Genomic DNA, 6,359 nt, shown 5'->3' with positions numbered 1-6,359 from the left:
CTGCCGATCTCCCCGCCCAGGCGGCAGAGTACCCGGTCGCCGGGCTTCAGGCCGACCACGCTCACGGCTTCGCCTTCGGGAGTGGTCAGGCGGATGGTTTCGGCATTTTGCAGAAAAACCGTGCCGGTTTTCACGCCCTCTGGGGTTTCGACCTGGGCTTCCACAAGCAGCATGGGCCGCACTTCTATCTTGACCCTGCCGAGCGTGGCCACGCTGGTTTCGCCCGTGTGGTCCACAACAAGAACCTCCTGTCCGGCGCGGAATTCGCCGAGATAGGTGGTCTGGTCGCCGGGCAGGCGCACATAGGCGTGTACAGCCCCGGCATTGACCCTGAAAGGACGGGCCGCCACATACTCGTTGCGTTCGGTTTCGGCGTGCTCAAGAAAGGTGAACGCGCTGGAATTGCCTACCAGCATGCCCTGGCCCTTGCGCAGCAGGGAAAGCGTGTCGGCGCAGACTCGATGCCCAAGCCCCCCAGGTTCCACGCGGGTGACCACGGCGGGCAGCAGTTCTTCGCGGCCGCGCGCCATCTTGCACTGGGCCACAATGTCCTTGAGTTCGACCACGGCCCCCCTGGATACAACAATGCCCGCCACACCGCGTTCCAGAATACCTGCGGCAAGGCGGGCCTCGTCCAGTGTACCGGCTTCGGCCAGTACGCTGTCGCTCTGGGCCAGAAGGTTTTCTACAGGAATGACCTCCCAGCCGCGCGCCAACACCACGCGCTCGCCCTTGTGCAGCCGTTGCAGCACGGCTTCTTCATCGGCCTTGACGGCAAGCGTCGCCATAGGGGTTTCTTCGGCGGCCCATACAGGGCAGCGCGAAAGACCGGCCACCTGTTCCACATGCTCGGCGGGTACAATGACGCCGTCCACGCCCGATTCGAGGGCAAGCGTCACATCGCCCTTGTCAAAGGGGACACAGTTGAAATAGATGCGCGACATACTGCTATTCTCCCACCAAGGTGATGGCTTGGTCCACGCTGGCGTTTTCGTGCACGATGGCCCGCAGGGCCTTGACCAGGTTAACGCGGCTGGGATGCTGGAAAACGTTGCGGCCCACGGAAATGCCCGCGCCGCCTGCCTTGATGGAATCGTGTACCATCTGGAGTATCTGGCGTGTGGATTCCATGCGCTCGCCACCGGCAATGACCACCGGCACGCAGCAGGAGGCCACAACTTCCGCAAAACTGTCCACATCGCCGGTGTAGGGAACCTTGACGATGTCCGCGCCCAGCTCCACGCCCACGCGGGCGCAGTGGGCCACCACGTTTTTATCAAAGCCGTTCTGAATCTGCGGGCCGCGGGCGTACATCATCGCCAGCAGGGGGATGTGCCAGTTGTCGCAGGCTTCGGCCACTTTGCCGAGGTCTGCCAGCATGAGACGTTCGTTGGGGTCGCCCAGGTTGACGTGAACAGACACGCAGTCCGCCCCGTGTTTGATGCCTTCTTCCACCGTGCCGACCAGGGTTTTGGTGTTGCCGTTGGGCGTCAGGGCCGTGGAGGCGGAAAGATGGACGATAAGGCCGATGTCCTTGCCCGCACTGCGGTGCGAGCAGCGCACAAGGCCTTTGTGCATGAGCACGGCGTCCGCGCCGCCCAGGGCCATGTCGTTGACTGCCTCGCGCATGTCCACGAGGCCATCCACTGCACCGATAGTGACGCCATGGTCCATAGGAACGATAATGGTGCGCCCGTTATCCCGATTGATGATTCGTTCAAGGCGGACTTTTTTTCCAAGGTACATGGCTTGCTCCTTTTAGTTGTTGACGTGCGTTGTGCAGTCAAATTGCATAATGCCTGTAACCGTGGACCGCTCGGCGTGGGCATTTTGAAGAACCGGCTGCCCAGACAGAAAAAGGGCCGCCGGCGGTTTGCCTGCGGCCCTTTGAACTTCCTAACTTGTTTTTTAGCGTCAGCGAAGCTCCCGACCACAGGCATCCATAAAGTACGCAAAAAAATACCAGCTATAAAAGCCAGCGGCGTAGGCGGAGGTGTGGTTGGAAGAAATGCGTTGCATGAAAAATCCTTTTTGTTTCTTCAAAAACGTTACGCCGGGTAAAAATCGCTGTCAATACCTTTTGCGAAAAAAAATAAACGAACGGCTTTTTGCGCGCTGTGGCGGGATAGCGGGGCGGAGCAGGCGGAATGCCTGCCTTTGTAACACCATGGATCGTCAGTGGTTATTTACATGGTTGTGCAATTTCTTCGGAGGTTTGCGGCAGCACGTTTGTGCTTAAATACGCAAAAGGTGTTGTTTGAGCAAAAATACTGGTTGATCAGCCATTCAGTAGGGTGTCGTCTTCGTAACGGCGGGTCAAAGATATTGTCTGCGTGGTCTTTGGTTGAGGACGAGGAAAAGAATATTTTTTTATAAAGTTATAGATATCATGTTGTTAAATGTGTTTGGAGACGGGGCGACCGTGCCGGAAGAAAGTTTGCCTTGACAGCCTTGGGAAAGTTTTCTTAAAAGAAGACATGGCAAATGTTAACATTTAACTTTATACAATTTAAAATGCACGTCCGCGTGCATCCTGCCGAACTCACGCTGCCGACCTCGGCATCGGACAGGACGGACGCCCGGCATTTTGATGAACCCAAGCATCAGGAGGCAAAAATGAATCTCAGCAAATTTCCGCGTAGAGGATATGTGAAGGAGGCCACTCCTCTGGAGTTTCTGCCAACCTTCAGCAAGGCCCTTGGCGGCAGGGTCAACGTGTGGATCAAGCGCGACGACCTTTTGCCGGGGACCAGCGGGGGCAACAAGACCCGCAAGCTTGATTTTGCCATTGCCGACGCCCTGTCCAAAGGTGCGGATACCATCATCACCTGCGGGGCCGTGCAGTCCAACCACTGCCGTCTTACCCTGGCATGGTCGGTAAAAGAGGGGCTGGACTGCCATCTGGTGCTGGAAGAGCGCGTTGCCGGCAGCTATAATCCCGAAGCTTCGGGCAATAACTTTCTTTTCCGTCTCCTTGGCGTCAAGAGCACCACAGTGGTTCCCGGCGGCAGCCCCATGATGCAGGAAATGGAAAAACTGGCCGAAAAGCTGCGGGCCGAGGGCCGCAAGCCGTACATCATCCCCGGTGGTGCTTCCAATGCCATCGGCGCTCTGGGCTACGTGCAGTGCGCGCAGGAAATCATGCAGCAGATGTTTGACCGCGGCCTTGACTTTGACCACATGGTCGTCCCCAGCGGCAGCGCCGGAACCCATGCGGGCGTTCTGCTGGGCATGCTGGGCTGCAATATGAATATCCCCGTGACGGGCATTGGCGTGAACCGCAAAAAGCCCGTGCAGGAAGAAGCCGTGTATTCTCTCATGCTGGAAACTGCGGGTCTTCTGGGCGTTGGCGCTTCCTTGCCCAGAGAGGCCGTGGTGGCCTACGATGACTATGTGGGACCCGGCTATTCGCTGCCCACTCCCGCCATGGTGGAAGCGGTGCGCCTGCTCGCTTCCACAGAAAGCATTCTTCTGGACCCGGTGTATTCCGGCAAGGCCATGTCGGGCCTGATCGACCTTGTGCGCAAGGACCATTTTGCCGCAGGTTCCAATGTGCTTTTCCTGCACACGGGCGGTTCGCCTGCCCTGTACGCCTATCTTGACGAATTTCGCCAATAGACGGCGCGGGCCGCGTGGCTGAACACGCGGCCCCGATGTTATATTTCCCTCAGGGGAGAGGAAAAGAACCATGCAGAATGACAAGTTGAAAATGTACGGCGGCATATGGGGCGGGCTTGTTCCCCTTGCCATACTGGTGGTGGGGCTTGTGTGGCTTTCTGTGGCGGGGCGGGGCGGAACCAAGCCGTTCTGGGCCTGCGCGTGGCTGGCGCTGGCGGTGGGCTTGTTTTTTGCCAGAAGCAAAGAGGAGTACTGCAAGGCCGCCATGCGCGGCATCGGCGACAAGACCGGCATTGTCATCGTGACGGCCTGGTTGTTCGCGGGGGTGTTCGGCAAGCTTATGGCTGCCGGGGGACTGGTGGATGGCCTGTTGTGGCTCGGCATGACTACCGGGGCGCAGGGAGCGGTGTTTACCCTGCTGGTGTTCGCCGCGGCCATGCTTTTTTCACTGGGTACGGGAACCAGCACCGGAACATGCATTGCCCTGACCCCGGTGCTCTACCCTGCGGGATATTTTCTGGGGGCTGACCCTGCCATGCTCGGGCTGGCAATTCTGTCCGGCGCGGCCTTTGGCGACAATCTGGCCCCCATATCAGACACGACCATCGTGTCTGCCTATACGCAGGGCGCCACCATGCGCGATGTGGTGCGAAGCCGTTTTCCTCTCTGCATTGTGGCGGCGGCCTTCAGCGCGCTGGTATTCATGATTTTTGGGGGCGGGGGCGAGACCGCGGTTCTGCCCGCCATACAGGCCGACCTGAATCCGTCCGGCATATTTATGCTGTTGGCCCTCATTGTGGTTGTGGTGGCGGCGCTCAGCGGCAGGCATATCATCGAGTCACTCATTTACGGTAACGTCACGGCGGCTTTGGTGGGCATGCTTATCGGCACGCTCAAGCCCGGTGACATTTTCGGCATTCCCGCCAAGGCCGGGGCTTCCACGGGGATTATCCAGTCCGGTATTGACGGCGTGGTGGGGGCCATTATTTTTGCCATCCTTATTCTTGCCGTCACCCAGATTCTGGTGGAATGCGGCATAATGACCAAGATTCTGGAATTTGCCCACAAGAGTGTGGTCAGCACCGTACGTCAGGCCGAGCTGTTCATCGTGGGGGTGACCATTCTGGCGTCCATTCCCATTTCCGCCAATGCTCCGGCGGAACTGCTGGTGGGGCCGAGCCTTGTGCGCCCCATCGGCGAAAAGTTCAACCTCGCCCCGGCACGGCGCGCAAATCTTATGGACTGCGCGGTATGCACCATCTTCTTTATTCTGCCGTGGCACATTGTGGTAGCCGCCTGGTACGGCGCCATGGTGAGCGCGGCCGAAAGTTACGGTATTGCGGCGCCGCCCATCAGTACGGCCCTGTATAATCCGTATTCGTGGGCTTTGCTGGCAGTGCTGATATTCTCTGCCGTCACCGGCTGGAACCGTCGTTATGCCACGCCTGAGGACACAGTGACAGAAACGGCCTGATAGACCGGCCGAACACTAACGGCTGATGCACCGGCCGAACACTCTGTGTCATACTCAGGGGCGGCAGGCGGAATGCTTTTATTCCGGCTGCCGCCGCTTCAATTGTATCAACAAGGTCTTTTTGCGGGCAATTTCATTGTAAGGCTGTTCTGGCGGCAGCGGGAGCAGGCGTCAGCCGTGTCGAGGCGTCAGCACAGTTTACCTTGGCGAACAGAGACAGAAGCGGGCTCCTGCAGACATTGAGAATATATAAGGGTAACATGCTCTATGGACAAGGCATCATAATTTGCTAAGACTAGCCCAGGCAAACACATGAGGAGCAAACATTGAGCCACGTTCAGACTTACAGCGCACAGGCCATAGACTACATCAAGCAGTGTCTGCTTGACGGAAGGCTTGCGCCCGGCGATCCCATTCGCGAAACAGAAATCGCCGAGCATCTCGGCATCAGCCGCGGCCCTGTGCGCGAAGCCCTGCAAACCCTTCTGCAGCAGGGGCTTGTGACCGGGCTGCCGCAAAAGGCCAAGCATATACGCCATCTTACGGCACAGGAAATTGAAGACAGCTATTGCCTTGGGGGAACGCTGGAAGGGGCCTGCATTGTCCAGTCCATGAACAAGTGGGATGATGCCGCCCTGGCCGAGGTAAAGGCCATACTGGACGAGATGGCGCGGCAAAGCCGCAATGCCACAGGGCTTTCGAGCATGAGCCTTGTGGACGAAGCTTTTCATGACGCGTTGCTTTCGCGCTGCTCTAACAGGCTGATGGTCAATACGGCGCGCAATTCCTGCGCCCATATTTCAAAGTTTCTCTACTATAAATGCTGGGATACGCTCTTTTCGCCCCAGGAATTTTATGAGCGCCATACGGTCATTTACGATGCCCTGTGCAGCCGCGACCAGCAACGTATCGAGCGCGTCCTGCGCGAGCATTATGCCGAGTCCGGGCGGCGTCTTGGGCTTCAGTGCGGCCAGCGCTAGGCAGGAGCGGCTCACCGTAAACGTCTGCTCTGGGCGGACCCAGAGCATTTAACACTTGAAATGCTCGCTTACGGCAGGCAAAAGCCTGCCTTCTCGCATTTCGTGGCAAGGATTTTCAGGAAAATCCTTGCAGAGCAGTTGACTCGTTTCATTCGTAAACTGCTCTAGAGCAGATTAACTTTGAGAATATACATTCTCAAAGTTTAAGGCACGCTCACTTCGGCGTTTAACCGCGCAGATAAACTGCGCTTACGCCTCCGTAGCGAACGTCTGCTCACGCAGCCGCC

The 6,359-nt window shown here is 57.9% G+C and carries 5 protein-coding genes; 3 read left to right on the top strand and 2 right to left on the bottom strand.

Going from position 1 to position 6,359, the window contains the following annotated elements; genetic code table 11:
* Positions 1-944: 3-dehydroquinate synthase II family protein (locus V6C07_RS11555; protein ID WP_333536630.1), on the bottom strand; the 944-nt coding region annotated here is incomplete at its 3' end.
* Positions 945-948: 4 nt separating this feature from the next.
* Positions 949-1,746, bottom strand: a complete 798-nt coding sequence (locus tag V6C07_RS11550) for a 2-amino-3,7-dideoxy-D-threo-hept-6-ulosonate synthase (protein WP_333536629.1) — start codon at positions 1,744-1,746, stop codon at positions 949-951.
* Between the two features lie 870 nt (positions 1,747-2,616).
* Between V6C07_RS11550 and V6C07_RS11545 the strand changes: the two genes are divergently transcribed.
* The 3 genes from V6C07_RS11545 to V6C07_RS11535 all read left to right on the top strand — a co-directional run bounded on the left by V6C07_RS11545 (position 2,617) and on the right by V6C07_RS11535 (position 6,072).
* Positions 2,617-3,618 (top strand): D-cysteine desulfhydrase, encoded by a 1,002-nt coding sequence (locus V6C07_RS11545; RefSeq protein ID WP_333536628.1) that lies wholly within the window; start codon positions 2,617-2,619, stop codon positions 3,616-3,618.
* A 70-nt stretch (positions 3,619-3,688) separates the two neighbouring features.
* A complete protein-coding gene (locus V6C07_RS11540; RefSeq protein ID WP_333536627.1) occupies positions 3,689-5,092 on the top strand; it encodes a Na+/H+ antiporter NhaC family protein in 1,404 nt (467 codons plus the stop codon).
* A 326-nt stretch (positions 5,093-5,418) separates the two neighbouring features.
* Complete coding sequence (locus V6C07_RS11535) at positions 5,419-6,072, top strand: GntR family transcriptional regulator (RefSeq protein ID WP_333536626.1); 654 nt, start codon at positions 5,419-5,421, stop codon at positions 6,070-6,072.
* Positions 6,073-6,359: the final 287 nt, after the last annotated feature.

The organism is Desulfovibrio sp. 1214_IL3152, assembly GCF_036763055.1.
GTDB lineage: Bacteria > Desulfobacterota > Desulfovibrionia > Desulfovibrionales > Desulfovibrionaceae > Desulfovibrio.
The sequence above is the reverse complement of the archived record's forward strand: the minus strand, read 5'-3'. Positions and strand labels throughout refer to the sequence as shown.

Coding starts and splice junctions, on each gene's coding strand:
- V6C07_RS11550 (WP_333536629.1), bottom strand. CDS start 1,746: ATGTACCTTGGAAAAAAAGTCCGCCTTGAACGAATCATCAATCGGGAT.
- V6C07_RS11545 (WP_333536628.1), top strand. CDS start 2,617: ATGAATCTCAGCAAATTTCCGCGTAGAGGATATGTGAAGGAGGCCACT.
- V6C07_RS11540 (WP_333536627.1), top strand. CDS start 3,689: ATGCAGAATGACAAGTTGAAAATGTACGGCGGCATATGGGGCGGGCTT.